Source organism: Fluviicola sp., from assembly GCF_029266855.1.
In the GTDB taxonomy this organism is placed as follows: Bacteria; Bacteroidota; Bacteroidia; order Flavobacteriales_D; family Crocinitomicaceae; genus Fluviicola.
In genome coordinates, this window is the sequence record NZ_JAQSWB010000001.1 from 684,480 (window position 1) to 710,169 (window position 25,690).

The window sequence follows — 25,690 nt, forward strand, 5'->3', positions numbered from 1 at the left end:
AATCGCATTAGCGCTCGCAAAAATAGGAAATTTATCGAATGAAGTCTCTAAGCTATTTAAACAAATATTTCTTCAAATACCGCTGGCGATTACTGCTGGGCATCCTTTGTATTATTGCCGGCAATTACTTCGGCGCGCGAATTCCCGCAATTATAGGTGAATCCATGAATGTTTTAAAGGGTGATAAACCCATAAGCGCAGGGCAAACACTCTTTTGGGTAGCACTTGGCCTTGCTGGAATGGCTATTCTTTTTAACATAATTAAGGGTTTTTTCCTCTTTCTTACCCGTCAAACACTTATTGTAATGTCGCGTTACATCGAGTTCGATCTAAAGAATGAGATCTTTGAAAAATACCAGCAACTCGATTACAGCTTTTACAAAAGTCAATCAACCGGAGATTTGATGAACCGGATTTCGGAAGATGTTTCCCAGGTTCGCCAGTATTTAGGTCCGGGAATCATGTATTCTATTAACCTCATTGCACTCTTTCCTTTCAGTTTATATGAAATGCTGAAGATCAATACCGAACTGGCATTATACGCCCTTGCTCCTCTTCCCATAATGGCCTGCCTGATTTACCTGGTTTCCAACCGGATGAATAAATTGAGTAAAGAGGTACAGCAGGAACAATCCCGTCTAAGTACTTTAGGTCAGGAAACATTCTCCGGAATCCGTGTGATTAAAGCGTATATCCAGGAAAAACATGCAAAGCAGAATTTCGAGGAAAGTTCAAAAACGTATCTCAAAAAAACAATGCGCCTGGTGCGAACAAACGCTTTGTTCATGCCCACCATTTCACTCTTGATCGGAACAAGTACTTTATTAAGTATTTATATTGGCGGACTGCTGACTTTTGATAAGTTCAGTGGAGTTACAACCGGGAATATCATTACCATCATTTTGCTGATCTACAATTTAACCTGGCCTTTTGCTAGTATTGGTTGGGTAACCAGCATCAATCAGCGTGCGGCAGCTTCACAGGAACGCATCAACGAATTCCTGAGAACCGAACCGGCAATTAAAAATCAATCCGAAGCACCGCTGGAAGAATTCCGTGAAATCCGGTTTAAAGACATGTCTTTCCGCTACAAACCGGAACTCCCCGATGTTTTGTCCAACATTAATTTCACGCTGAAACGCGGTGAAACATTAGGGATTATCGGGAAAACAGGTTCGGGAAAATCAACGCTTCTTCAGCTAATTGTTCGCCAGCTGGATCCAAGTTCGGGTGAAGTTGTTTACAATTCCCAAAAACTTTCGTCCGTCAACCTGCCAGCATACCGGAAACAGCTTTCTGTGGTTCCCCAGGATGTATTCCTGTTTTCGGATACGATCTATAATAACATTGCATTCGGTGCGCTCGACCTGGAAAGTACTACCCGCGAAGAGATTGTAAGCGCCGCGAAACACGCGCATGTATTACACAACATAGAAGCCTTTCCGGATAAATTCGAAACATTACTGGGTGAACGCGGGGTTAATCTTTCCGGAGGACAAAAGCAGCGTGTAAGTATAGCCCGTGCCTTGATCCGCAAGCCTCACATTTTGCTTTTAGATGATTGTTTATCAGCCGTTGATACGGAAACAGAAGAAATTATCCTTGGAAACTTAAAACAGCTGAACAAGGAAAATCAAACTACCTCAGTTATTGTGAGCCACCGGATTTCCAGTTTAAGAAATGCAGATTACATTTTAGTTCTTGAAAACGGACGAATTGTTGAAGAAGGAAAACCTGCTGACTTGCTTCAAACGAACAGCCAGTACCGGGAACTTTACGATAAACAGCTTATGGAAGAGCCGGAAGTTTTTGAAGACTAAACGTTAAATGCTAATTAGCAATGACAGAATTATCAAGAAATTCACTTCTTTGATAATTATATAATTAAAGAATTCATATACCTCTATTCTTTCTCCGGATGAAGCAACATATAATGTTCCAGTTTATCCTTGATAAAAGTAACTAATTCAAGATCTGTCGCTGTTTTCAGGAAGTTCTCATCCATTGACATGAAGCGGATGAAATCAATGAAATCCTCGTTGTTAAGTTTGATGATATCATAAGAAACATACAATTTCAGCAACTCCTGCACGACTTCTTCTTTTGAATCTTCGTATTGTTTCTGGGCAACAATTGCTTTCGATTGTTCTCTTTTCGAAAAACGCTGATACAATGCTGTTATCGGGCTCTGAAAAGCTTCCAGACCTGTAATGGTTCTTGTTTCTCTCAAAGCCAGGGCAGCCCGCTCTTCCTTAATTTCCTGGATTGATTTTAAAGGCTTGATGACAACTTCATCGATCTGACGTGCTTTTCTTTCCACTACAGCATAAACATCGAAGTGACAAGAGGAATCTCCGATCACGCGAAACCCAAAGCGCTCATAGCCTTTAACCGACAAAACAATTGAATCGTTATTACTCACATAAACCCCGAATGTTCCGTCGGGCTGACCAAAAACGCCTTTCCCGGTAGAAGTATTGACCACCATTAAATTCAAAAATGAGTGCTTATTCAAAGTATCCTCCACCTTTCCTCTCAGCCAGACTCTCGTACATGGCTGCTGGGCATAGACACTTGCTGATAAGAATAATAAGATCGGAACAATCAGTTTCATGCGACTAAAATATCACTTTTTTCTGCGGATTCATTTCCGTTAACGATTATTTACATTATTCAGAATCTGATCATAACCTTATTTATAAACATATCTTATCCGATTTTATAGCTACGATGAAGTATAGATGAAGTATAGATGAACCATGATTGAAGCATAGATATAGCATAGATATAGCGACGTTTGTATATGTTTTTAACATCCGATAGATATATTTAACTGCTCGATCCGGAACTTGAATTGATACGACTATTGCCCCCTGAGCTAACATCTGATTCTAAATTCAATACAACAAAGATCGTTAATCAAGCCCCAATACAAATGTATCACATTATAATTCACTTTTGTAACTGTTAATTTTTCGAAAGAATGCTATTTTTCAAAAGCGCTTTTCAAAAGTTCGTAAATTTGCACCATGAAAAGAGTAGTTGTCGGTTTGTCAGGCGGTGTAGATTCCAGTGTAAGCGCTTATTTACTTCAACAGGAAGGATATGAAGTGATTGGACTTTTTATGCGCAACTGGCACGATGAGACCGTAACACTTTCCAATGACTGTCCTTGGATCGACGACAGCAATGACGCACTTCTAGTTGCAGAACACTTAGGAATCCCATTCCAGGTTCTGGACTTAAGCAAAGAATACAAGGAACGCATTGTAGACTACATGTTTGCCGAATACGAAGCCGGCAGAACTCCCAATCCGGATGTACTCTGTAACCGGGAGATTAAATTTGACGTGTTCCTGAAAGCCGCAATGGAACTGGGAGCTGATTATGTTGCTACCGGACATTATTGCCGAAAAAGCACATCAGAAGATGGAATACACCACTTACTTGCCGGCTTAGACCCAAATAAAGACCAATCTTACTTCCTGTGCCAATTGTCGCAGGAACAACTTTCAAAAGCACTCTTCCCTATCGGAAACCTTCAAAAATCGGAAGTAAGAGCCATTGCAAAGGAAATCGGACTGGTAACCGCAGAAAAGAAAGATTCGCAAGGCTTATGTTTTGTAGGGAAAATCTCTCTACCGGAATTTCTTCAACAAAAACTCGAAGTAAAATACGGTAAGATTATAGAAATAAATGAATTAGAATCTCAATATATTGACTACTCCAATATCCCCGTCGACCTGAATCATGTGGTTGAACTAAGCAAAGAGTTCATCTACTCCCCAAACATGGGACAAGAAGTGGAAAAACATATTGGCGCCCATTATTATACAATCGGACAACGGAAAGGACTTCACATCGGGGGAAGACCCAACCCCTCTTTTGTGATTGGTATTGACACTCAAACAAACACGGTTTATTCCGGCCAGAAAGACGATCATCCCGGATTAAACAAGTGGGCTTTAAAGATCGAGACAAGCGAAATGCACTGGATCAATCCGCTGTTTGAAATGAGTATTGGAGACGTGAAAGATTTTGATATCCGGATCAGATACCGTCAACCGCTTCAAAAAGGCACACTCACACGCCTGGAAGACGGATTCTACATTCTATTCAATAAAAAACAAAGAGGGATTGCACCAGGCCAATTTGCGGCGTTTTACCTGGAAGACGAATTGATCGGTTCAGGAATTATTTCTCATTAGGAAGAAAAACATCAAAGGTGAAATCCTCATAGAAAACAAGCGTTTTAACTATTTTCTTTTCAGATTTAGAGAATGAAACCCCTTCATCTGAAACGCTTTTAACTGGAGAAGACACCTGTTTTTCATTCACCTCCAAATCATCCGTCTCTTTCTTTGTTTGCTTACCTGTAAACAGCCATTCAGCCGAAACACGCGGAAAAGCAAGCAGTAATTTTTCTATAAAATCGAAACCAGGCTTATTGCGCCCACTCAGCACATGACTCACATTCGATCTTTGCACACCGATCTTGTCCGCAAAGGATCCGGCATTTAATTTGTGTGAGTCCATAATCAACCGCAAACGATCTTTTATCTCCATAACACAAATGTATCATTAAATAATTACATATCTGAATGATTGGGCGTTTACATTTGTAACAAGTACGGATACAAAAAAAGGGATTCGCAAAGCAAATCCCTTTTTAAACTATTTTTATTTCGACTAATTCGAGCTATAACCAAAGAAAAGCATACTGTTTTGAACATGTGGCATATTCGGTCCAAATGTAACCAAGTCCATCAATCGTGCAACTTCTACAATACTCAAGTTGCTACTCTTACCCATTGCTTTATGGCGTTCCAATTTTGTTTTCGCCAAGCTTACTGCATTATTAATCATTGTGCTTTCCATATTATATAAAACTTAAATGCGATTCTGTTTTGACCCATTTACGCCACAGTTCTAATTTAGGTTACAAATCCAATCAAAAAAAATAAAAAAAACTGAAAATTGATTTAATAATGCGTTTGAACAATTCTAATTAACCCATTAAAAAACAAGTATTTATATATAAAAACAAGAAAATACATATGTGACAAAAAAAATCTAATTAGATATCAATTCTTCATAAGCATCCTGGATCTCTAAAAAGCGTTGAGCATATTCTGCCCTCTCCTCTTCCTTAACATTCGGATTCAGATCCGGATGGTACTTTTTAACAAGATTCCGGTAACTTTTCTTGATCTCTCCTTCCGTTGCTTCGGATCCGAGGTCCAGGATAGCCAAAGCCATCTTTCTCCGGCTTCCTGCATTCGCAATTGTATGCAGGCGCTCATTATTTGGTGAGGAACCAAAAATGCGCTTGCGATGCTCGATCACTCTTTTCTCAATATAAAACGACTGAATTCCAATTAATTCTCCCAAACGAACCAAGGCAGTAAATTCACGGTCAATCAGTTCATTATCCACAAAAACCAAATCGATCAGGAAATCCATTAGCTCAGCACGCTCTGCGGAACCATGCATCTTCTGCACTACCCAATTCGCAACACTTCGAACATGGATAGATGTTTCTCCGACCAACTCCAATTCATTCGCAATGATTAAGGAATCTATATTAAACTTTTTATTGATATAAACAACTATAAACGATTGTTTTTCAAATGATTTGATTGCATTTTTTCGCATCATCCATGCAGCAAGCAAAACATAAATCTGGAAAATCATCTTCTCGGTTTTCTTTCCGGAAGGAGGCTGAAAACTGCGCTTCAAAATGAGTTCAGAACTTATTTCTCGCTGCCTGGAATCCTGCACCTGTCTCCTTACCAAAACAACAGCAAGGAAAAGCACTAAAAAAGCAGAAATAATTCCAAGAACTAACATATCACGGATTTACAATTGATTCGTATGCTGTTTGAATTTCACGAAATTTCTCACTCATCCGATTTTGAACCTCTTGGGATTCCTTCATAAAACGGTCCGGATGCGTTAATTTGACCAATCTTCTGTAGGCATCCTTCACTTCTTCTACAGAAGCAGTTTTCTCTAAGCCTAAAACCTTATAAAAGAAATCCGTTTTGGAATAACTTGTCCTCGCTTGATCTCTTCTTTCATTTTGACGAGTTAATTTCTCCCTGTAAACCGGATCAAAATCTGTTATTTCCAAATTTAATTTGGACATCAAAATCAACAGGTGACGCTGCTCATCCAGGTTAACTCCGCCATCATAACAGGCAATACCGGCCAAAAAATTAATCAGTTTAATTTTCCACTCCTCTGATAAATGCTCATTGGACCAGGAAGCCAATGAGTCGATCTTCACAGCATAATTCAATGAATAGGTGTAAGATTCAATTGCATGATAGTAAACATCCCCGAAATTTTTTTCGAGATATTGATCTATGTATGAAAACTTCATGTAATGGTTATCCAAATCTCGTCGGACAATAGCCCCGGAGGCCGCAACGAATAATTCGAAAATATTTTTCTCTGTCGGCTTGAAGTTTCTCGGAATAACTCCCAGATCCCAACTTCGCCCACCTCTTTTCATAAATCCTCTATAGATTAGGATAACAAACGTTCCGCCAAGCATTACAAAAATAATAACCCAATTCCAGAAACGCTCCTCCTCAGACATCGGGCCTCCTCCACGGTAACTTATTAAAAGATAATTCAGTTGCAACATGATCCGGAATCATTTAGGCATTAAAGGATAGATCAGATGTTCCAGTCCATTCAGTTTGATTTCATAGATCAACTCCAGCTGCTGGCCCAATTTACCTGCAGGAAAGCCATTTTGCTTAAACCAAACGATGTAATTCTCAGGTAAATGAATCAAATACCGGTCCTTGTATTTACCGAAGGGCATTTTGGCTTTGGCCAGCGATACTAATTGATGCTCATCCATTCCGTGAATTTAGCTCAAATTAGCCAAATCAAAAACATATTTCGTTCCAGAAGATGTTGTTTCAAGACTGAAAACTCCCTCCAGTTGCTCCGACATAGCCTGAATAATCTCTGTACCAAATGAAGCAATAGAACCTTCAATCCAGGAACCATTATCACTGTAAACAAGCAGAAAACGATTTGATTTGTTCTCTTCATTTTCACTCAGGCTGATCGAAATTCGCGGATGATCCTGATTTTGAAAGGCGTGCTTTAATGAATTAAGCAATAACTCGTTAATCAAAAGCGCCAGCGGAACAATACTTTTCGACTTCATATCCTCCACTTCTACATCAATGATTAGTTCCGGTCGCTTGGAGATCGAATAATTCAACAACAAACTACTCACCAATGAGTTCAGGTATTTTTCCAGGTCAAACTTGGATAAAGAACCGGATTGATACATTTTTTCATGAATAATTGCCATTGCCGTTATCCGGTCGATCGCTTCCTGGTAAGAACCGCTGTGTTCTTCATCCATATTATTGGACTGGAGACGAAGTAAACTCGTAATAATTTGCAGGTTATTTTTTACCCGGTGATGAATTTCCCTGAGCATTACTTCCATCTCCGAATTTTGTTTTGAAATAAGTTTATTCTGATTTGAAAGCTTTTGATTGACCTCAATCATTTCCGATCGGGAATAGCTCGTCGTTAGAACATAGAGATTCAGAATATATGCAATTGCAAAGCCCGCGATGGAATATTCCATGATAAAGGTCGTTACATCATTCCCGGAAAATGATTCAACCGAAACAATATTTTCTTCATGCAGGTAAATGAGGTAATAGAACAAAACTAAAAAGTGCGCGATCAGCATTGGAATCCCCCACTTTTTCCCCAGGATAAAGAAGGTGAACATGATATTTACGATCATCCATATCGGCGTGAGATAATGTGTTGCTTTCAGAAACAGAAAGGCTCCGGATACAATTCCAAAAGTGAGGATAGAGCAAATTGCACCTACAAGACGGTAATTTTTAGTGATATAGAGAACAACCAGCCCAACAATACACATACCCACAGCAAAAAAATTGGGCGTAGCACTAAAATGCTCATTGGAAAGATTTACAAGCGTCACCAGCGACATCAACCCCATGAAAAAGTAGAGTAAATGCAGCACAAGACGGAATTTACTTTTCTCGTGAAATTCCAACCAATTAGTGTTGAGCTTGTCCATTATTTAGATTTCAATAACAAATAAAGCATCTTTTTTCGGAAATTCTTTGACTTCACAAGAATGTAACAAAAAAATAGCGCCTTTTGAGCGCTATATTAATTATTTCAGTGGAATTTGTTTGAGAACCTCTAACAAGTAACTCCAAAACTTTTGAACAGACGAAACCTGTACACACTCATCCGGAGAATGTGCGCCGCGAATATTCGGTCCGAAAGAGATCATATCCATTCCAGGGAAGTGCTTTCCTAAGATTCCGCACTCCAAACCTGCATGACATGCTTTCACATTCGGTTCGGCATTGAACTTTTGCCGGTACAGATCCGTCATTACTTTCAAAATTGCCGAGTTCGCATTTGGTTCCCAACCGGGATATTCACCACCCTGTACCACTTCTACTCCTGCGCTTTCAAAAGCAGCACGAATCGTATTTGCCACATCCGTTTTGGATGATTCAACCGAACTACGCTGCAGAGACTGAGTCGTAAAAAGCTCATCTCCAACTGTTACTTTAGCTAAACTTGAAGATGCCTCCACTAAACTTGCTATTGCAGGACTCATTCGGTAGACACCATTGTGAACCGCGTAAATTGAGTTTATAATTCGTTCAAAATCAGAATCATCAACTACCCTATTCAAATTATTGCTTTCAGAAACAATCCAGTTAGCATCCTTTTCGATTGTTTTAAATTCAGCTTCGATTTGGGCAATTACCTCGTCAACAGCTTCGTGGAAGCTGGTTTTTTCATCCCGGGGAATCGCTACAACAGCTGTACTTTCCCTTGGAATGGCATTCCTAAGACTTCCCCCTTCTAAACTGCATAATTTTAAATCCACTGCAGATTTAACATGTCTGAACAAACGATTCATCCATTTATTTGCATTTCCTCTTCCCAGATGAATATCCATTCCGGAATGACCGCCAAGCAAGCCTCTCAATTTAATTTCAAAGCAAATGTAGTTGCTCGGTAGATCTTCATATTTAATGGTAGTCTTTGTATTGGTATCAATTCCACCGGCACAGCCGATTGACAATTCATCGTCATCTTCCGTATCGAGATTCAACAGGATTGTTCCGGTAATATTTGAAGCATCAACCTGTAAAGCTCCGGTCATCCCGGTTTCTTCGTCGATTGTAAAAAGAGCTTCAATAGCAGGATGTGCAATATCAGTCGATTTCAAAACAGCCATGATTGCTGCAACTCCAATACCGTTATCTGCTCCAAGTGTAGTTCCATTGGCTTTCACCCAATCACCATCGACCAGCATTTCAATTCCCTGTTTGTCAAAATCAAAGATCGTGTCGGAATTTTTCTGGTGAACCATATCCAAATGCGACTGCATGACAATTGTTTGCCTGCCTTCCATTCCCGGAGTTGCGGGCTTTTTAATAATTACGTTGCCGATGTGATCCTGAATAGTCTCCAAACCTAGCGACTTTCCAAAATTCATCATGAATTCAATCACACGCTCTTCTTTTTTTGAAGGACGTGGTACTGCGTTCAAATCAGCGAAATGATTCCACAATGCTGAAGGCTCTAAATCTCTTACTTCCATGTTTCTAATTATGAATGTAGAATGTAGAATTAAGAGAGGATGCATTTCTCTTCATTTTGCATTCTTAATTTTAAATTTCTATTCGCTATTACGAATATTTACTATTCTATTGATGTATAGTTCTTCCACTTTCGCACGTGCCCAAGGGGTTTTGCGTAAAAAAGTAAGACTTGATTTAATACTGGGATTACTGATAAAACAATTGATGGGAATTAATTTTCCCAGGCGCTCAAAACCAAACTCTTCAACAAGTTCCGTTACTATCTTTTCCAGTGTTATTCCGTGAAGCGGATCCATTTTTTCAAATTATGAATGAAGAATTAAGAATGTAGAGATGAACCTCCTCTTAATTCTACATTCTGAATTCGTAATTAAACCAGTTTTCTATACTTAATTCTCTTCGGTGTTGCATCACCAAGGCGTTTGCGTTTATTCTCCTCATATTCGGAATAAGAACCTTCAAACCACACCACTTGTGAATCTCCTTCGAATGCTAATATATGCGTACAAATACGATCCAGGAACCAACGGTCGTGGGAAATTACCACCGCACATCCTGCAAAGCTTTCAATTCCTTCCTCCAGGGCACGTAAGGTATTAATATCGATATCATTCGTAGGCTCATCCAGCAACAAAACATTCGCTTCGGTCATAAGTGTCATTGCGAGGTGCAAACGATTTCGCTCACCACCCGAAAGTACTCCGACTTTTTTACTCTGATCTGAACCTGCAAAATTGAATTTGGACAAATAAGCACGTGCGTTGAATTTCTGATTTCCGATCTCGATAAATTCATTCCCGCCACCGATCACATCAAAAACTGTTTTCTCCGGAGAAATATCTTTATGGGTCTGATCTACATAACCGATCTTCACTGTTTCACCAATAGAAAAAGTTCCTTTATCCGGCTGCAATTCATTCATGATCATCTTGAAAATGGTTGTTTTACCGGCTCCATTCGGCCCGATAATTCCAACAATCCCGGCAGGCGGTAGTTTGAAGTTCAGATCATCGTACAACAATTTATCTCCGAATGCCTTCATGACATGCTCTGCATCAATCACGTTATTTCCTAAGCGCGGACCATTTGGAATCGGAATTTCCAATTTCACTTCTTTGTCCTTCATTTCTTCCGACATCATTTTGTCGTAGTTCTGAATACGTGCCTTGTTTTTCGCGTGACGTCCTTTCGGGTTCATTCGCACCCATTCCAATTCACGGGCAAGCATTTTTTGACGTTTGGATTCCGTTTTCTCTTCTCCCTTCAGTCGTTCTCCTTTTTGCTCTAACCACGATGAGTAATTTCCTTTCCACGGAATTCCTTCTCCGCGATCCAGCTCAAGAATCCAACCAGCAACGTTATCCAGAAAATAACGGTCGTGAGTTACTGCAATAACGGTTCCTTTATATTGTTGTAAATGTTGCTCTAACCAGTCAATAGATTCCGCATCCAGGTGATTGGTAGGCTCATCCAGCAATAAGATATCTGGATTTTGCAGTAATAGTCGGCACAAAGCAACGCGGCGTTTTTCACCTCCGGAAAGTGTCTCGATCAATTGATCATCCGGCGGACAACGCAAAGCATCCATCGCACGCTCCAGCTTATTATCCAGTTCCCACGCATCAACTGCATCAATCTTATCCTGTACAACTCCCTGGCGTGCAATCAACTTGTCCATCTTATCCGGATCGTTCAGAACTTCTTCATCCATGAAAGCCGCATTGATCTCCTCGTATTCTTTCAAAATATCGACGATCTCCTGTGCTCCTTCCATCACCACTTCCTTCACAGTCTTTTTCAAATCCAATTCCGGTTCCTGCGGAAGGTATCCAACCGTATAACCAGGTGAAAACACCACATCACCCTGGAATGATTTATCCAGGCCTGCAATAATTTTCATTACCGTAGATTTACCGGAGCCGTTCAAACCGATAATACCGATTTTTGCACCGTAGAAAAATGAGAGATAAATGTTTTTGATGATTTGCTTTCCTTGTGGTGTCACCTTGGAAACCCCAACCATGGAAAATATGATTTTTTTATCGTCAGACATATTGAATTTTTAGGAAAACAAAGATAACATTCTGGCTCAAAAAAATGGCCAAAAATAAGTTCTTATAACGCGAAAAAGGAACTCAAATGTAAGTTCCTTTTCAAATATCACTTGATTTGCTTTTTAAAATACTCTTGGATTCGCAATTGACGCAAACATGAAAATCAAAATATAAACACCAATCAAAACAATCGTATATATTCCCATGAACTTAAACAAGGATTTCAGATTTTGAATACCGTAATCAAATTCCCCCTGCTTGTTGGATCTCAGTCCTTTTTCCGTTGAGCCCGCGAATCGAATAAGATACAATCCAGGGAAGATAAAGACTATGGTAACTATCATGTAACCTAATCCCATACCTATCAGAGATGGAATACCGCTTGAAAGAGCAGCGATCAAAATGACCAGGGAAGCAATCCCCATAATCCCCGTGAAAACAAAAGCCATAACTGCTAAAAACCTTGCCCATTTTGCAGCAGTTATTAAATTTTCCTTAATCGAATTGTTGATTCTCAATTTATCCGAATCCAATTCAATGTGTTGGTCCAATGTATCCATTCTTTTAACTGTTTAATCGTTTTAATCTAATAAATCTGGTTTTTCTGACATTATAAATGTTGTGCCATCACCTTTTGGAAGTGAACGAAGTATATTTTTCATATTAGCCGACTGAACCCAATACATAATGAAAACAACAAGACCTCCCAAACCGACAAGAACTTTGATTAAAGGAATTGGAAGCAATCCAGCTACATTCATAGATGGCATTAATATTCCCAATACTTTTAAATAATCACCTGATTGAGGAGAATTCCTGTCTTCAAATTCCCGTCTAAGAGTTTCACTAATCTTAGGATACAGAATAAAGCCATACACGTAATTAAACAATGGAATAAGCATCAACCAAACATTCCCGGGTGGGACCTGACGATTTTTAGGGTCACATTCCTTCAACAGATCCTGTAAATTCTTTAAGTAAAAGACAACAAGAACCACCAATCCTCCACAAAGAATAAGAATAATTAAAAGTTCAGTCGCACCAAATCTCATAACATTAGCTTTTTAAGTTATTAATCCAACAAATCGGAATTACTTGAAATTCTAATTCCGCCAGCTACTTTTGGAAGTGATCTCAGCATTCTTTTATACTGGGTCATTTTAACCCAAAACATAATTCCTATTACAAGAATCCCTAGTATAGCTACAAAATTTATAAAAGGGATAAACAAACCCATAAATAAAAACGGAAGGATAAATCCAAGTGACTTCCCATAATCTCCCGGCTGCGGGCTGTTACGATCTTCAAATTCACGTTTCAAACTTTCAGCGATCTTTGGATATAAACTAAACGGAAAAATAATTGGTCCATAAAAAGGGATAAACAACATCCAAACGAATCCGGGAGCAACCTGACGATTCTTAGGATCAACCTGTCTCAATAAATCCATCAGATTCTTAACGTAAAACACACTGGCTGTTATACAACCCCCAATAATTAGGAGATAAAGAAAAAACGCGGCGATTATCAGTCCTGCTGCCATAAGTAAAATAGTAATAATTATTAAGGAGGCTAAAATAGAAATTAAAAATCAGTTGAAACCGGTTTCCGCGACAATTTATTCATCTCTATGGCATACATCACAATGAAAGCTATAGAGAGGCAATTCCATAACAAGCCGAAAAACACTCCCGAACCCAGACTTTGGGTCAAACCGATGATCATGTATATAGAATATACCAATGGCGGAACTTGCCCCAGGCAATAGATCCAGAATCCCCAGCGTTTTAACCGGAACATCAAAAATGCACCTAAAGTGCAGAGCCCCGGAAATACCAGCCAATCGAGGAAAAACCAGGCGCCGGAATAGCTATTCGTATCAGTAAAAACTTTTGTCAGATCGGAACTTAAGATCGACATTCCGGTAAGCACAAGGGGAAAGGCACAGCCAATCCAGGTAAGAATACAAAGTACGGTTAGTAAAACAGAACGTTTGTTTTGCAGCTGTACTCCTAAACTATCAACCGATTCTTCTGTTTGCCAGCTTTCCATCCTTTAAATACCATTTCTCTAAAAATAAAAAATCCCCGGTAAAAACTACCGGGGATTCAAACATATTGTTTAATATGAATTACATATTACGCAATTCTCTTTGTAAATCGCTTACTCCTTTGTTACGAGCATCGATTGCATCATTGATGCTTACAACAGCCATTGCTGACCAAACTGTAGCAACAAGACCAATGATCAAACCAGCGATAGCTAATCCACGCTTACCTCCAGTTTTCTTCAATTTACCCATTGCCATAGCACAAAGTACTACTGACAAAAGACAAAGTACAAGTCCGATGTAAGACATTACTGCAGAACCCATAAGTACTGCGATTACGTTAAAAGGAACAATGATTCCAATCAATGATAAGATAAATCCACCTACCGCGGCACCTTTTCCTTCCGGCTTCATTGTTGTTGCGTCTAAATTTTCTGACATAATTATAAATTTTGAGTTACTCGGCGAAAATAATATCTTTATTTGTAGATTCAGCACTATTGTTAAAAAAAGTGAATATTTTTTTGTCCTAGGTTTTAAGTTGATAATCGTCAAAATCCCCATATTTATCAGGTTTTCAATACATAATCCAGATTAAAAGATCACTTTAATGAATGATGAATTAAAAGGTTGTTAACAATCGACTGAAGGCGAGAAGTGTTTAATTATTAATTATTTCTACTCTTTTTGTTGAAAAAAAATATTTTTATGAAAAAATTAGTCTTGCTTTTTGGCGCTTTGCTTTTAATCTTCAGCTTCTCCTGTAAAAAAAAGAACTTAAAATATACTATTAAAGGTACTATTTACGACGCATCATTCAATACACCGCTTTCGGGCGCCAATGTTTCAATTTATGTTACGACAACCTCCAATTCGACTCCAGTCGAAAAAGTAACCCTAACAACCGATGCCGCGGGGAACTACTCCTACGAACTTGAAAGGGAAAAACTGCAAAGCATTACGATCTCTGTCAGCAAGCAGAACTATTTCAGTGACGGTATGACTACTACTCTTGATAATTTATCACTTGAAGATGACAACACTTTTAATTACAATATCTATGCTAAATCCTGGGCAAGGCTTCATTTTGTAAGCGATGGCACAAAAACGATCAAGTATTATAAACAAGTGGGGAAAAACGGTTGTGCAGAATGTTGTCCGACAGGCGAGATTCAGTTGAACAATATAACGGATCACAGCGTTTATTGTATCAATAATGGGAATACACAATACCAGATCTTCTACGATGTTCAGGGAACATCAAACAATGGAACATTGAATGTAATTACGACTCCTTTTGATACGACCGATATTCTGATCAGTTACTGATTGAATTTAGTATCTGACAGGGCTCAGAGGTTTTACAAACAATGTAAACGAATTAGTTAACACGTTAAAGAATCAAGACAATCTGAATGTAAACGATTTAGTTAACACGCTAAATATTGAAGATCGCTTTTAAACTCATTCAGCTGAAAACTGTAAACAAGTTAGTTAACATGTTTTATTGATGGAGACTGTTCAAACGACTTATTTGAAATGATGTTAGCAAGACAATCTGAATGTAAACGATTTAGTTAACAAGCTAAGCATTGAAGACCGCTTTTAAACTCACTCAGCTAAAAATTGTAAACAAGTTAGTTAACATGCTTATCGATTGAACAAACAATCACACCGCATATCTAACTAATATGCAACGTTTATTGCTTCTCGCTCTCGCTATTAACTTCAGCCTCAGCTTCGATTTCATCAAACTTCATACGTATTTCCTGGCGCAACTGACGATTATAAGTTTCCATTAAATACTTGAAGTAATTCGGGGTACTCTTTGCAATACACTTGGTGTAAAGCTTTAAGCGATGTTCTATATGATCCTGAAGGGCATCCACGATCTGGATCGCATCGTCCAGGTCTTTTGTTTTTCTGACAATTCCTTCACAGTGATTACTCAAGGATAAGTCAACGGCAAGTTTCCCCTTCTCTCCCTTATCAATACACTCATAGTATACATCGCGAATGCTGAACTCTTCCAGGAAATTGGTGTCCACCAATTGCTCCATGTGACGCGGAAATTCGAATTCAACTTCAAATTCCAGATCATCATCTTCACTCAAACGCGATTCAAGGAATCTGTCGGGAAATCTGAATGCATCCTGCCAGTTAATATAATCCTGCCAAAGACCGAAACGACGAACATTGTTCCCCAGATCGATCAGCTTAAAGTTCGCTTTATTAGGCAAACGACGTGATCCGCGGCCAATCATCTGGTGATACAAAGTCAGTGAGCGTGTTGCGCGATTCAGGATAATAGTTTCAACAGTCGGTTCATCAAAACCGGTTGTCAAAATTCCAACTGAAGTCAAAATCGCATCTTTGGTGGTTTTAAACCAGGATAAGACATCCTTTCTGTCTTTATCCGAGAAAGTAGAATCCAAATGCCGGATTTTATAGCCTCTTTTCTTAAAGGTTTCTTCCACACGCAGTGATGTCTCAATTCCCGAGTTGAAAATCAGTGTTTTATCACCCACCGCTACTTCTTCATAGGCAAAAAGCAATTTTTCCTGCATGAAGTAGTTTCCGTAAACCGTTTCAGAAGAACTTACCGTAAAATCACCATTGGTACCGATTTTCAAACCGTGAAGGTTCACATCATAGGTAAACGTTTCTGCATCAGACAAATAACCTCCCTGGATCAATGAAGCAATGCTCTCACCTACCAGTAATTTATTATAATGATCGTTTAAGGGTAATGCTTTATTGGAGCTAAGCGGTGTGGCCGTTACTCCTAAAATATTTGCACCGGAATAATACTGGAAGATCTTTCTGAAACTATTGTAATGCGCTTCATCGACAATTACCAGCCCTACTCCGTCAACAAAATTTTCATCTTCCTGCAAACGATTATTCAGTGTTTCAACCATCGCGATATAACACGGATGATGTTCTTCGTCGATCAGGTTCTTTACATCGCTGGAAATAACTTTATTGGAGATCCCGATTGCATTTAACTGCTTGGATGTTTGAACGGATAATTCAATTCGGTGAGTAAGGATCAATACCTTTTTTTGATAACGTTCAATGTAACTCTTTGCTACCTCGGAAAAGATAACAGTTTTCCCACCTCCCGTAGGAAGCTGGAATAGTAGATTGTAATCGGAACCATTCTTATCCAGTTCATCTATGATTGCATTTACAGTCTTTTCCTGAAATGGATATAATTTCTTTGCTTGAAACAGCTCTTCGTCGATCATTTGTTAAAAAAAGGGGTTACAAAAGTACGGTTCTTTTAAGGATTTCCCAATAGACATTTCAAATATTCTCATAATTTTATTTAAATGCTTCATTTATCGGGTTCTATGGTATCCCAATAAGTACTCTAACTGGTTTTTTGATCAATTATTATCTGCTACACTTCATTCGTTTATTAAGACATTTTAATAAATGAGCCAGGATACTGGCATATTAATTGAGTAAGTTTATTAAAATGAACGTCATGAAACCAAAAATGTTAAAAGAAAAAAAGGGCAATTCAAAAAGTTTTGATAAAGCTTTGATCCATTTGGGAATCCATTACCCGGTTCAGCCTGTAGTGATCAAACAAGCTTAAAAGTCAAAACCTCCGCCTCCGGTGTTTTCATTGGAGCGCTTGTCCTCTCTTAAATCAGTTTTCCCGAATCTATAGCGAATACTGACAATAATTCTTCGCGTCTCCCACTTGAACTCGGAAGATTGGAATACCGTTGGCTGATCTACTTCAAAGCTAAATCCTTGCGTATCGAAAATATCTGTCACCCTCAATCCTATTCCCCATTTACCATCCCAAAGTGATTTATCGGCAGAAAAGTCTATTGAACCTCTCGGATTCATTTTTCCCTGAGCGGTAACTGATGGAGCACTATATCTCCCGTTGATCTGGAGTGTAAGGGTTTTCTTCATCAAATCAAGAGTGGAACTGAACTTCATGCCAAATACGAAACCTTGTCTGTTCCAGTTGGTACTTGGGTTATCGTCTTTGAATGTAATATAATTCCCATTGAATGAAAGCATGTTTCTCCAAACAGGGAAAGGTCTTAATTGCATCACAATTTCCCCTCCGGAATTCACCGAATTATCAATATTGGCAAAAGTGGCTGCTGATGTTCCGTTTTCGTAAAAGAGCTTCACACGCTGAATTACACTACTGGTATAGCGTTGGTAAAGAGCGAAGGCCAGGGTGAATTTCTTCGAATTGTAATCCACTCCCAAATCAATAGAATGAATATATTCGGGCCTTAATGCCGGATTTCCGCTCCGCAGGTTGTATGGATCTGCGTAGGAAGTAAACGGATTCAAATTTCCTGAGTTCGGACGGTTGATTCTTCTGCTGTATCCCAAAGACAATTCAGTGCCTTTTTTTACTTCATAGCGTATCGTTGCCGAGGGAAAGAAATTAAAATACTCATTCTTGAAATTCTGGTTCTCCGAGATCAGGTTGGGATTTTGGATACTATACTCCAGGCGGATACCGGCCTGGTACTTAAACTTTTTCAATTGACCTCCGATAATCCCATAAGCGGAATAAATGCTTTCCAGGTACTTGTAATTGTAATTCGAGATCGTATCGGACACATAATTTCCGGATGCATCTTTTGCTTCGGATGACGAGCGTAAACTCATGTTCCGCTGGATCATTTTCAAACCGCTTTCCGTTCTGATCTTGTGTTTTAGAAAACGTATAAAATCCAATGATAAGGTTGTAAAATCGTTTGCTTCCCTGCTGTAAATGTGCTGATCCGTTGAAGGTGAACCTCCGGGAAGATAAACCGTTTGTAGATAATATCCTTCATCGGATCCTTGGGAAAGCGACTGATACGCATTTGCATCCAATGAACCTTTATCATCTTTAAAATCCCATTTATATCCTAAAGAAAAATCAATATTCTTGCTTAATGTCGGATCTTCGGTTTTTCTGGTCCAAATGTCTGTGGTATCTCCAAAATTGTTGTAGCGCGTATTTATCTGGGTTCCGCTCCTCTTCCTGTCTCCTGCATTTCCTGCAATACTCCAGGAAAGCGTATTCCGGTCTTTCACATACACATCCATCCCTACTTTGGCCGTATGGGTGACATTTAGGTCGCCCCCGTACCTCATTTGATTCAGGCTGATAGTTGTATCTCCGTTATATTGATTTAAATCGGAAAAGTTGTTCCGGTAACCGTCGCGGTAAGAGTAGGAATAATTTCCATAAAGATTGAATCGGGTATTTCTCAGGTTCAGACCTAAGGATCCGGTATACAAATTCCCTGTTCCTAAAGTAGCAGCGATATTTCCGTTAATCCCTCGCTTTATGTTTTTCTTCAGTACAATATTGATGATTCCGGAAGTTCCGTCCGGATCGTATTTTGCTGATGGATTGGTAACAATCTCAATTCGTTCGATACTGCTAGCTGGAATTCCTTCCAGGACACTTTTTCCATTTCCTCCCGACATGTTACTTGGCTTACCATCAATAAGAACTGTCACATTTCCGTCACCACGGAGAGAAATAGCACCGTCCTGGTCAATTTCAACAGATGGAACGTTATTCAATACGTCGGTCACGCTTCCGCCGGAAGTTGCAATATCTTCTCCAACGTTGTAAACTTTCTTGTCGAGACCTAATTGCAAGGCATTCTTATCCTGTTGAATGATTACTTCATCGAGTTGCTTCACAGAGTTTACAAGTGCAATTGTGCCTAATTTCCGGAGACTTTTATCCGGAGACAGGGAAATGTTGGGAATGGTTTTACTCTTATAATCCGGATTGGAAATAACGATGTAATACTTTCCGTATTTGATGTCCTCTATTACAAAGGCTCCATTCTCGTCTGTGTAAATTCCGCTTACAACTGAAGAATCAATTAGATTATAGATGCGGACCATTGTATACTCCAAGGGATTTTTCGAAACGGAATCGAGAACCCGGCCATCGATTGACCCCGTACCATTTACTGCCTGGGAATAGATAAAAAAGCTGCTGAGCAAAAAGAATGTAAAAAGCGTAAAGCGCATAAAAATGGGTACAAATAAGATAGCAAAAATACGGGAATTAGCTCAATACGCGAGGAACATTCACCCAAAAGATGACTTTCCTGCATAAGAAGCCGGTTACATGATTCGGGGAATTAAAAAAGCTGTTAGAATTTCAAATTCGTAATTCGTATCCCGATAGCTATCAGGACGTAATTCGTAATTAATTTATCCGCGCAGTTTATCCAGCAGGTTACTCAAGACTTCTGCCTCTTCTTCTGTCAGATTTCCAGTAAAATCAAGCTGAGACTGGTCATCATCATCGATCTGCTTCAGGATTTCCAATCCCGCTTCCGTGATCGAAACATAAACAACCCGGCGATCGGCTTCGCAGCGAACACGCTCCATCAATCCCTTATCGATTAATTTATCCATTAAGCGTGTAGTATTCGGAGATTTCTCTACCATTCTGTCTTTCACTGAATTAACACTGATCGCATCCTTGGCTCCGCGAAGAATCCTCAAAATATTGAATTGTGGCATCGACAAATCATATTTCGCCATGTAAGAATTCTGAATATTTCCCAGGTAATTTGAGGTGTAGCGAAGATTTACCACAGCTTTATGTTTAGAATTTTTGAATTTCGATTGGATTACTTGTCCTATTTCCATGCTACAAAATTAATTACCGTGGTATTATTTACAAAATTTATCTCGTTAAATTTTCTTATTATTTGAATTAATGGTAAAACCAATAAAACTGATCCTTGGTTAAATTTCCTTCAAATGTAAATTCTATGCGGTGTTTACCGGGAAGCAGGTGAATAAAGTTTTGGTCTGTCTTTATTTTTCCTTCTTTGGCGGTAAACCAAAAGTCCCGCAATATAATTTCATTTTCGATAACTACACTTCCTTTTCCTGTTTTCAGATCTAATAATTCGATCGTTACAAGCGGTTCCGCACCCGCAATGGGCCTTCCAGGGAAGGATTCGTGCATAAAAATCCGTTCACACATTTTTCCGGTTTCGTCTTTCCACTTGAACTGAACTGCGAACTCTTTCCCTTTATATTGCTTCAACTCTTGGGGAAATAATTCTACCGCATGCGGATATGCAATTGCTTGATGACATTTGAAGGTCTCCAGGTGTTTTCCCTGAAAATCATACAGATTTGCTTCTATTTCACATAAAAATCCGGAAGGAATATCTGAAATAAGTACATATTTTTCTTTTCCGAGTGTATCGATCCGTGCAGCAATTGTTACGTCTTTAAAATCGTTTTTCACTTCGTACTGCAAAGCTTTCCACCTCCCGTAATAATCGATACTGCTCCAGGTCGGGGCCGGCCAGCAATCGTTAAATTGCCAGTACAATGTTCCTGCGCACCGGGGATAGGTCGTTCTGTGAGCTACAACAGCAATTCCTACTGCTTTCGCCTGAGTAAGTTGGGAGAAGTAAACAAAACGCTGAAAATCTGCGGTCTTTCCGTAAAGCAAATCCGAATGCTTTGCGATCATGGTATTCCCGACATAACTTTTTTGGCGTTGTTTCATTACCTGGCTATCTAACTTCCAGTCAGTCAGAACACTGAACATCGACAATGTTGCCAATTCGGGAAAAGACTGAAACCCGTATTCGGCATTGAATCGCCCCGATTTCCTGCCGAAATCTTCGATTGGATCCGTTCCGTGCCAGACTCCCCAATAATGCTGGGTTCCTGAATTGTAGAATTCATCATTTCCCCAATTACTAAGAGGCGAAGTGTGCTCATAAGGTAAATTTGTATAAGTTTTAAGCGTTTGAGGGATTAATTCCCGGAAGAGTTTTTGATAATAGGAACTGATCAATAATTCGTCTTTCCGCGATAAATTATAAGTTGTCTGGAATCCCCAGTTCTTCCATGCCACATCAACTTCATTATTACCATTGAATAAGGTCAGTGAAGCATGAGATGCCAGTCTCGGGATTTGCTGCTGAAGCTCTGTTTTTACATTTGTCAAAAACTCATCGGTTCCCGGATACATGGCACAGGCAAACATAAAATCCTGCCAGACCATTAATCCGCCTTCGTCACAGGCTTCCAAAAAAGATTCTCTCGGGTAAAAACCTCCACCCCAAATGCGTACCATATTGAAATTACAATCCAGCATGGTTTGAACAGCTTCTTTCAGCTTATCATCTGTAATACGGGATGGGAAAATGTCATCGGGAATGTAATCTGCTCCTTTACAAAAAACCGGTCGCTTGTTTACTTTGATTTGGAAGGAAGTCCCCCATTGATCCTTTTCCTGGAGCAATTCTACTTTTTTCACTCCGAAACGCACCTTTTTTTCCAAAATGACATCACCTTTTTCATTTTGCAAAATCCAGTGATCTTCATATAAATAGGCCTCTCCCTGTCCTCTTGGCCACCATAATTTCGGATTTGAAATGATTTCGATGCGTTTTAACTGTTTATTCTCGCACGTTACTTTTTGTTCACCGAATAATTGACTTTTCCAAATAAAGGACTCCGAACTCTCTTTTGCTAAAACAAGTGTAAATTCGGAAGTAGCCTGTTCATCGCTTACTTCAAGTGTATTGGAATAGTTGGCAAGCACCTTGTTTACCGAATAAACTTCGACTTTTACCGGCTCCCAGAAACCCATCGTGAGCATTCTCAAAGACCAGTCCCAACCGAACTGGTACTGTGGTTTCCGGCAATGAGGTGCCACTTTGACCTTCCCTACATCATTGGGAGCAGGCAGTGTAACTCCCACTTTCCCTATGCGGGATTTCTGGTACATTATCGGCGGTGTGAAAACTACCTTTATTTTATTCTTACCGGGAACTACTTTGTCCTGTACATCAAAACGATAGTGGACAAAGGAGTTGTTTGTTTCTGCCACCAGCTTCCCATTCAAAAAAATGGAGGCATAAGTATCAATGCTTGGAAAATCCAGTTCCACAAATTGTTTGAGATCTGCTTCGGTAAGAAGAAATTCGGACTCAAGGGTCCATTGATGATTTTCAATCCAGGCAAATTTATCCTCATTGATTCCTACAAATGGATCGGGGAGAACTTTTGCTTCCATCAGGGCTTCCTGCACAGATCCTTTTTCACCGAACGGAAACCAATGCTTCGATACCGGATGCTGTACTTTCCAGGATAAATTCATCTGCGCCACTGCGTGACTTGCAAAAAAGATCAGGCCAATAATCAAACCGGTTTTTACCATTTTCGATCGAAAGGAGTATCAATTAATTCATCCTTGTCTTGTGTTTTCAATGCATAGTTAAATCCGTTGAAAACAGAATAACCGCCAACTTCTCCACGGGTATTAATCGCTATAAAAGCGCATTGTAACCCACTCATATCCTTATGTTTACGAATCAATCGTTCAACAGTTTCTTTACATGCTTGTTCCGGTGTTTTTCCCTGTCGCATTAACTCAACAACAGTATGAGATCCGGCTATTTTAATGATCGACTCTCCCAAACCGGTTGCAACTGCTCCGCCTACTTCCTGGTCAACAAATAAACCTGCACCGATGATAGGAGAATCCCCCAAACGGCCAGGTAATTTATATGCCCATCCGGACGTTGTACAGGCACCACTGATCCTGCCGGCCTCATCAATTGCCAGGAGACCGATCGTATCGTGATTCTCATGATTGATCGCAGGTTTCTTGGCAATCGCCGCCTGCTCCTTTTTCCATTTCTCCCATTCCTTTTTCACTTCGGGAAGCGGAGTTTTTATTGTTTCAAAACCGTGCTGAAGTGCGTATTTTTTAGCACCTGCACCAACCAGCATAACATGCGGTGTATGTTGCATAATATGCTTTGCAACGGAAATAGGATGCGCAATCCCTTCAAGGTAACCAACAGAACCACAATTCGATTCCCAATCCATAATACATGCATCTAAAGTCACATGCCCCTCACGATCCGGCATTCCGCCGATCCCGACGCTTCTGTTCTTTATATCACTCTCGGTTTGTCTGGCTCCTTCTTCTACTGCCTCCAGAGAAGTACCTCCCGACTCAAGCCGCTTCCAACCCGCACGATTAGCTTCCTGTCCATGGCTCCAGGTCGAAATTATTTTTGCCCCGCCCTTGTATTCGGAAGAAAATGAATTCTCTGTTAGATTTTCACCTGCAAAACCCGGTTTCACAATAGATGCGGCTAATCCGACAGCACCTAACTTTACAAAAGACCTGCGTTCCATAATTATTGATTGGCAATTTCTGCACCTAACCAATTCTGAAACTCTGCAGCATATTTTGCATGATCGGCGTAGTCCTTCGCAAAATTATGCAGTCCATCGTAGTTTGGCTGGGCACACATGTATAAATAATCGTTGTTATCCGGGTTCAAAACTGCTTCAACCACACCTGTCGGCGGCATTGAAATTGGTCCCGGAGGTAATCCGTTATGCAAATAAGTATTGTAGGGACAATCTTTATTCCGATGCTCATACGTCAAGCGCTGCACTCCCTCCAATTGGTCTCCCCAGCAAAACTTAAACGTGGGGTCCGACTGTAACTTCATCCCGGTATTCAGTCGATTCAGATATAGGCGTGCAATGATCGGCCATTCGGAAGCATTGGTGGATTGTTCTCCGTAAACGATTGAAGCCAGGGTAACAGCTTGGGAAGGAGAACTCAACCCCACTTCCTTCAATTGAGCCATTCGCGCCGGAGTCCAAAAGTTTTTAAATTCTTTTGCCATCCGATCAAGAAATGCTTCTTTACCCGTATCATAGTACATCCTATAAGAATTTGGCATAAACAAAGCCGGAATCTGCTCAATTGTAAATCCGTATTTATTCAATGTTTCCGGGGCGGTAATGTAATCTTCGAGTTCAGTACTGTCAACAGCGATACATTTGGATACTTTAACGGCCAAATCGTGGATCGTTTTACAATTATTGAAGGTCACCACCACTTCCACTTCAAAGTTTCCGCTTTGCAATGAGTTCAATAAAGTTCGGTAAGATGTATTTGCCGGAAAAGCATACAATCCGGGTTCAATCTTCTCAACTGTAACCTCTTTATACTTTGCCATGGAAAGAAATGCGTCCACATCCTTAATAACTCCTGCCTTTTCCAGCTCGGCAGCAATTTCGTCCAGAGATTGCCGGTTATCGATGATTACACGTGCTTCCTTATTATTTGAAGTTTTCTTCAAATAGATCATTAGCGGCGTCCAGCCAAAAACCAGTGCGACACCGATTAACATTACAGCCACTGCTGCTACAACTAATTTTTTGTTTCTTTTCTTTCCAGACATTTTTGATATAAAATTTCATCCAACCAAACACCTTTTTCAAGGTACCATTCTTTTCTTATTCCTACCCTCACAAATCCGGCCTTTTCAAATAAACCGACACTTGCCAGATTATCACTATGAATGGAACAGTGAAGATTATGTAAAGCCAATATTTGAGAGGCATATTTTTCCAAGAGCGTTAACGCTTCAAAAGCAAAACCGTGATTCTTATTGTCTTCGTCGGCAATTAAAATCCCAACCGCCGCACGAAGATGCTTAAAATCCACCTGGTACAGGTCAATTGCTCCGATTGCTTCACCGCTTCCCACCATGCAGATCATCATTCTCAACTGACCATGTGTGCGGATATGCTGCGCCTGATCAATGTATTCAAGAATGGAAGAAAATGAAAACGGCACTTCAGTACCTGTAATCTTCCAGTGTTTCGGATTATTTTCCCAAAGCATCAGCTTGGTAGCATCCTCCTTTTCAACAGCACGCAGGAAAACGGATTTACCGGTTAAACTCATGACTTGCTCATTTTAATGGCCTTTTAAAGCGATCAAATGTAAATTAAAAACTGCTTAATTGAATTGCAGCGAAATGAATTCTTTCAACAAGTTACTAAGAGTAATTACGAGCACAGGGTACTGGGAGGCGACTCAAAAATTAAATCAGGCAATAACAAAGCTGGAAACAAGT

24 protein-coding genes are annotated in these 25,690 nt (G+C 39.7%); 3 read left to right on the forward strand and 21 right to left on the reverse strand.

Annotation, left to right across the window (positions count from 1 at the left end):
* Positions 1-38 precede the first annotated feature (38 nt).
* Positions 39-1,820, forward strand: coding sequence for an ABC transporter ATP-binding protein (locus tag K0S23_RS03275; RefSeq protein ID WP_300354205.1), 1,782 nt, complete (start codon positions 39-41; stop codon positions 1,818-1,820).
* 83 nt (positions 1,821-1,903) lie between these two features.
* Here K0S23_RS03275 and K0S23_RS03280 read toward each other — a convergent pair whose 3' ends face one another.
* Entirely contained in the window at positions 1,904-2,614 is a 711-nt protein-coding gene (locus K0S23_RS03280) for a hypothetical protein (RefSeq protein WP_300354208.1), read from the reverse strand.
* A 415-nt stretch (positions 2,615-3,029) separates the two neighbouring features.
* On the opposite strand from K0S23_RS03280, the gene mnmA reads away from it, so the two are divergent.
* Positions 3,030-4,208, forward strand: coding sequence for a tRNA 2-thiouridine(34) synthase MnmA (gene mnmA, locus K0S23_RS03285; RefSeq protein WP_300354211.1), 1,179 nt, complete (start codon positions 3,030-3,032; stop codon positions 4,206-4,208).
* On the opposite strand, the gene K0S23_RS03290 is transcribed toward mnmA, so the two are convergent.
* From K0S23_RS03290 to K0S23_RS03350, 13 genes are all read right to left on the reverse strand, one after another.
* The gene (locus K0S23_RS03290) at positions 4,195-4,566 is read right to left on the reverse strand and encodes a helix-turn-helix transcriptional regulator (protein ID WP_300354214.1); all 372 of its coding nucleotides are present in this window, start codon (positions 4,564-4,566) and stop codon (positions 4,195-4,197) included. The two genes, mnmA and K0S23_RS03290, sit on opposite strands and share 14 nt — an antisense overlap.
* Positions 4,567-5,073: 507 nt before the next feature.
* Complete coding sequence (locus K0S23_RS03295; protein ID WP_300354216.1) at positions 5,074-5,850, reverse strand: J domain-containing protein; 777 nt, start codon at positions 5,848-5,850, stop codon at positions 5,074-5,076.
* Between the two features lies 1 nt (position 5,851).
* Positions 5,852-6,652: a J domain-containing protein gene (locus K0S23_RS03300; protein WP_300354219.1), complete on the reverse strand. Its 801-nt coding sequence runs from the start codon at positions 6,650-6,652 to the stop codon at positions 5,852-5,854.
* A 9-nt stretch (positions 6,653-6,661) separates the two neighbouring features.
* Positions 6,662-6,874: a DUF3820 family protein gene (locus tag K0S23_RS03305; RefSeq protein ID WP_300354221.1), complete on the reverse strand. Its 213-nt coding sequence runs from the start codon at positions 6,872-6,874 to the stop codon at positions 6,662-6,664.
* A 9-nt stretch (positions 6,875-6,883) separates the two neighbouring features.
* The gene (locus tag K0S23_RS03310; RefSeq protein ID WP_300354223.1) at positions 6,884-8,035 is read right to left on the reverse strand and encodes a sensor histidine kinase; all 1,152 of its coding nucleotides are present in this window, start codon (positions 8,033-8,035) and stop codon (positions 6,884-6,886) included.
* A gap of 156 nt (positions 8,036-8,191) precedes the next feature.
* Complete coding sequence (locus K0S23_RS03315; RefSeq protein ID WP_300354226.1) at positions 8,192-9,646, reverse strand: aminoacyl-histidine dipeptidase; 1,455 nt, start codon at positions 9,644-9,646, stop codon at positions 8,192-8,194.
* A 78-nt stretch (positions 9,647-9,724) separates the two neighbouring features.
* Entirely contained in the window at positions 9,725-9,943 is a 219-nt protein-coding gene (locus tag K0S23_RS03320; protein ID WP_300354228.1) for a VF530 family protein, read from the reverse strand.
* Positions 9,944-10,017: 74 nt separating this feature from the next.
* Positions 10,018-11,700 (reverse strand): energy-dependent translational throttle protein EttA, encoded by a 1,683-nt coding sequence (gene ettA, locus K0S23_RS03325; protein WP_300354231.1) that lies wholly within the window; start codon positions 11,698-11,700, stop codon positions 10,018-10,020.
* A 123-nt stretch (positions 11,701-11,823) separates the two neighbouring features.
* Positions 11,824-12,261 carry a DUF5362 family protein gene (locus K0S23_RS03330; RefSeq protein WP_300354234.1) on the reverse strand — a complete coding sequence of 146 codons (438 nt, stop codon included), beginning with the start codon at positions 12,259-12,261 and terminating at the stop codon, positions 11,824-11,826.
* A 21-nt stretch (positions 12,262-12,282) separates the two neighbouring features.
* A complete protein-coding gene (locus tag K0S23_RS03335; protein WP_300354236.1) occupies positions 12,283-12,753 on the reverse strand; it encodes a hypothetical protein in 471 nt (156 codons plus the stop codon).
* Between the two features lie 20 nt (positions 12,754-12,773).
* Complete coding sequence (locus K0S23_RS03340) at positions 12,774-13,244, reverse strand: hypothetical protein (RefSeq protein WP_300354238.1); 471 nt, start codon at positions 13,242-13,244, stop codon at positions 12,774-12,776.
* 41 nt (positions 13,245-13,285) lie between these two features.
* Complete coding sequence (locus K0S23_RS03345) at positions 13,286-13,753, reverse strand: hypothetical protein (protein ID WP_300354240.1); 468 nt, start codon at positions 13,751-13,753, stop codon at positions 13,286-13,288.
* Positions 13,754-13,832: 79 nt separating this feature from the next.
* Entirely contained in the window at positions 13,833-14,192 is a 360-nt protein-coding gene (locus K0S23_RS03350) for a hypothetical protein (protein WP_300354243.1), read from the reverse strand.
* Positions 14,193-14,459: 267 nt separating this feature from the next.
* On the opposite strand from K0S23_RS03350, the gene K0S23_RS03355 reads away from it, so the two are divergent.
* On the forward strand, positions 14,460-15,080 hold the full coding sequence (locus K0S23_RS03355; RefSeq protein WP_300354246.1) for a carboxypeptidase-like regulatory domain-containing protein: 621 nt from the start codon (positions 14,460-14,462) through the stop codon (positions 15,078-15,080).
* A 371-nt stretch (positions 15,081-15,451) separates the two neighbouring features.
* Here the strand turns inward: K0S23_RS03355 and K0S23_RS03360 are convergent, their stop codons facing one another.
* The 7 genes from K0S23_RS03360 to K0S23_RS03390 all read right to left on the reverse strand — a co-directional run bounded on the left by K0S23_RS03360 (position 15,452) and on the right by K0S23_RS03390 (position 25,518).
* Positions 15,452-17,002, reverse strand: coding sequence for a DEAD/DEAH box helicase family protein (locus tag K0S23_RS03360; protein WP_300354248.1), 1,551 nt, complete (start codon positions 17,000-17,002; stop codon positions 15,452-15,454).
* Positions 17,003-17,354: 352 nt separating this feature from the next.
* The gene (locus K0S23_RS03365) at positions 17,355-19,781 is read right to left on the reverse strand and encodes a TonB dependent receptor (RefSeq protein ID WP_300354251.1); all 2,427 of its coding nucleotides are present in this window, start codon (positions 19,779-19,781) and stop codon (positions 17,355-17,357) included.
* 186 nt (positions 19,782-19,967) lie between these two features.
* Positions 19,968-20,411 carry a MarR family transcriptional regulator gene (locus K0S23_RS03370; RefSeq protein WP_300354254.1) on the reverse strand — a complete coding sequence of 148 codons (444 nt, stop codon included), beginning with the start codon at positions 20,409-20,411 and terminating at the stop codon, positions 19,968-19,970.
* Between the two features lie 67 nt (positions 20,412-20,478).
* Positions 20,479-22,956, reverse strand: coding sequence for a hypothetical protein (locus K0S23_RS03375; protein ID WP_300354257.1), 2,478 nt, complete (start codon positions 22,954-22,956; stop codon positions 20,479-20,481).
* Positions 22,950-23,945, reverse strand: coding sequence for a N(4)-(beta-N-acetylglucosaminyl)-L-asparaginase (locus tag K0S23_RS03380; protein WP_300354260.1), 996 nt, complete (start codon positions 23,943-23,945; stop codon positions 22,950-22,952). The genes K0S23_RS03375 and K0S23_RS03380 overlap by 7 nt, the downstream gene beginning before the upstream one ends.
* 2 nt (positions 23,946-23,947) lie before the next feature.
* A complete protein-coding gene (mltG, locus tag K0S23_RS03385; RefSeq protein ID WP_300354262.1) occupies positions 23,948-25,009 on the reverse strand; it encodes an endolytic transglycosylase MltG in 1,062 nt (353 codons plus the stop codon).
* The gene (locus K0S23_RS03390; RefSeq protein WP_300354265.1) at positions 24,979-25,518 is read right to left on the reverse strand and encodes a GNAT family protein; all 540 of its coding nucleotides are present in this window, start codon (positions 25,516-25,518) and stop codon (positions 24,979-24,981) included. The genes mltG and K0S23_RS03390 overlap by 31 nt, the downstream gene beginning before the upstream one ends.
* Positions 25,519-25,690 lie beyond the last annotated feature (172 nt).

Coding starts and splice junctions, on each gene's coding strand:
- K0S23_RS03290 (WP_300354214.1), bottom strand. CDS start 4,566: ATGGAGATAAAAGATCGTTTGCGGTTGATTATGGACTCACACAAATTA.
- K0S23_RS03275 (WP_300354205.1), top strand. CDS start 39: ATGAAGTCTCTAAGCTATTTAAACAAATATTTCTTCAAATACCGCTGG.
- K0S23_RS03355 (WP_300354246.1), top strand. CDS start 14,460: ATGAAAAAATTAGTCTTGCTTTTTGGCGCTTTGCTTTTAATCTTCAGC.
- K0S23_RS03350 (WP_300354243.1), bottom strand. CDS start 14,192: ATGTCAGAAAATTTAGACGCAACAACAATGAAGCCGGAAGGAAAAGGT.
- K0S23_RS03300 (WP_300354219.1), bottom strand. CDS start 6,652: ATGTTGCAACTGAATTATCTTTTAATAAGTTACCGTGGAGGAGGCCCG.
- K0S23_RS03335 (WP_300354236.1), bottom strand. CDS start 12,753: ATGAGATTTGGTGCGACTGAACTTTTAATTATTCTTATTCTTTGTGGA.
- K0S23_RS03360 (WP_300354248.1), bottom strand. CDS start 17,002: ATGATCGACGAAGAGCTGTTTCAAGCAAAGAAATTATATCCATTTCAG.
- mnmA (WP_300354211.1), top strand. CDS start 3,030: ATGAAAAGAGTAGTTGTCGGTTTGTCAGGCGGTGTAGATTCCAGTGTA.
- K0S23_RS03280 (WP_300354208.1), bottom strand. CDS start 2,614: ATGAAACTGATTGTTCCGATCTTATTATTCTTATCAGCAAGTGTCTAT.
- K0S23_RS03375 (WP_300354257.1), bottom strand. CDS start 22,956: ATGGTAAAAACCGGTTTGATTATTGGCCTGATCTTTTTTGCAAGTCAC.
- K0S23_RS03365 (WP_300354251.1), bottom strand. CDS start 19,781: ATGCGCTTTACGCTTTTTACATTCTTTTTGCTCAGCAGCTTTTTTATC.
- K0S23_RS03315 (WP_300354226.1), bottom strand. CDS start 9,646: ATGGAAGTAAGAGATTTAGAGCCTTCAGCATTGTGGAATCATTTCGCT.
- K0S23_RS03340 (WP_300354238.1), bottom strand. CDS start 13,244: ATGGCAGCAGGACTGATAATCGCCGCGTTTTTTCTTTATCTCCTAATT.
- K0S23_RS03305 (WP_300354221.1), bottom strand. CDS start 6,874: ATGGATGAGCATCAATTAGTATCGCTGGCCAAAGCCAAAATGCCCTTC.
- K0S23_RS03390 (WP_300354265.1), bottom strand. CDS start 25,518: ATGAGTTTAACCGGTAAATCCGTTTTCCTGCGTGCTGTTGAAAAGGAG.
- K0S23_RS03370 (WP_300354254.1), bottom strand. CDS start 20,411: ATGGAAATAGGACAAGTAATCCAATCGAAATTCAAAAATTCTAAACAT.
- K0S23_RS03295 (WP_300354216.1), bottom strand. CDS start 5,850: ATGTTAGTTCTTGGAATTATTTCTGCTTTTTTAGTGCTTTTCCTTGCT.
- mltG (WP_300354262.1), bottom strand. CDS start 25,009: ATGTCTGGAAAGAAAAGAAACAAAAAATTAGTTGTAGCAGCAGTGGCT.
- K0S23_RS03330 (WP_300354234.1), bottom strand. CDS start 12,261: ATGGATACATTGGACCAACACATTGAATTGGATTCGGATAAATTGAGA.
- ettA (WP_300354231.1), bottom strand. CDS start 11,700: ATGTCTGACGATAAAAAAATCATATTTTCCATGGTTGGGGTTTCCAAG.
- K0S23_RS03320 (WP_300354228.1), bottom strand. CDS start 9,943: ATGGATCCGCTTCACGGAATAACACTGGAAAAGATAGTAACGGAACTT.
- K0S23_RS03345 (WP_300354240.1), bottom strand. CDS start 13,753: ATGGAAAGCTGGCAAACAGAAGAATCGGTTGATAGTTTAGGAGTACAG.
- K0S23_RS03380 (WP_300354260.1), bottom strand. CDS start 23,945: ATGGAACGCAGGTCTTTTGTAAAGTTAGGTGCTGTCGGATTAGCCGCA.